Annotated in this window: 2 protein-coding genes; both read left to right on the top strand. The window is 43.8% G+C overall.

Annotated features, from left to right (window positions below; genetic code table 11):
* On the top strand, positions 1-670 hold a 670-nt coding region (locus HMPREF1051_RS02675; RefSeq protein ID WP_003764112.1), incomplete at its 5' end, for an ATPase, T2SS/T4P/T4SS family.
* Positions 671-741: 71 nt separating this feature from the next.
* On the top strand, positions 742-1,401 hold a 660-nt coding region (locus HMPREF1051_RS02670; protein WP_036491452.1), incomplete at its 3' end, for a type II secretion system F family protein.

Genomic DNA, 1,401 nt, shown 5'->3' with positions numbered 1-1,401 from the left:
TGTCAATATTTCCACCGCAGAAGACCCGGCCGAGATTAATTTGCCCGGCATCAACCAAGTCAACGTCAATGACAAACAAGGTTTGACTTTTGCTGCGGCCTTGAAATCTTTCTTGCGACAAGACCCTGACATTATCATGGTAGGTGAGATTCGGGACTTGGAAACCGCGGATATTGCCATCAAAGCGGCACAAACCGGACATATGGTGTTTTCAACGTTGCATACCAATAACGCGCCTGCGACCCTATCCCGTATGTTGAACATGGGGGTTGCCCCATTCAACATTGCCAGTTCCGTCAGCTTAATTATGGCGCAACGACTATTGCGTCGTCTGTGTTCGAGCTGTAAGCGTGAGGTTGAACGTCCTCCAGTTCCCGCATTAAAAAAAGCAGGATTTACAGATGAGGATTTAGCAAAGGATTGGAAACTCTACCGTCCTGTCGGTTGCGATAGTTGTCGTGGTAAAGGCTTTAAAGGCCGTGTCGGTGTCTACGAAGTAATGCCGATTACCGAGGAAATGCAACGTGTCATTATGAATAATGGTACGGAAGTTGATATTATGAACATGGCCTATAAAGAAGGCATGGTCGATTTACGCCGTGCAGGCTTATTAAAAGTTATGCAAGGGTTGACCTCATTAGAAGAAGTGATTGCTCACACTAACGATTAAACCATTGAATCGAAGAAACACGGGGACTTTTGTTTTCTTCATTCTTAAACATTAAACCAAGGGGTAACAAAATGGCTCAAGCAGAGCAAAAAAGAGGCTTATTCGCTCAAAAAAATAAAGGCAAACGTTTTACGTTTGAAGGTAAAAATACCAATACGGATCAATTAGTCCGAGGCGAAGTAGTCGCCAAAGACGAAGAAGAAGCGCGTAAAAAGCTCCAACGTCGCGGGATACGCCCTTTACGTATCAGTAAAGTAAAGGCAACTAAAAAGCGTCGTATTACTCAGGAAGACATCACTGTCTTTACCCGTCAACTTGCTACCATGATGAAAGCAGGTCTGCCTTTAATGCAGGCTTTTGAAATTGTCGCACGCGGACACTCCAACCCATCCATGACTGAAATGTTGATGCAAGTCCGTGCAGATGTGGAACAAGGTAGTGCATTAGGTAAATCATTTGCCAAATACCCAAAATATTTCGACCGTTTTTATTGCAATCTGATTGCGGCTGGCGAAGCTGGCGGTGTTTTGGAAAGCCTGTTGGATAAACTTGCTGTATATAAAGAGAAAACGCAAGCCATTAAGAAAAAAGTGAAGACTGCGCTGACGTACCCAATTTCTATTATTGTTGTTGCAATAGCATTGATTTTTGTGATGATGCGCTGGGTATTGCCTGAATTTGGTAAGGTTTACGAAAGCATGGGAGCGAAACTGCCTGACTTAACCCAAATT

The sequence above is a fragment of the Neisseria sicca VK64 genome (assembly GCF_000260655.1).
Classification (GTDB): domain Bacteria; phylum Pseudomonadota; class Gammaproteobacteria; order Burkholderiales; family Neisseriaceae; genus Neisseria; species Neisseria sicca_B.
The sequence above is the reverse complement of the archived record's forward strand: the minus strand, read 5'-3'. Positions and strand labels throughout refer to the sequence as shown.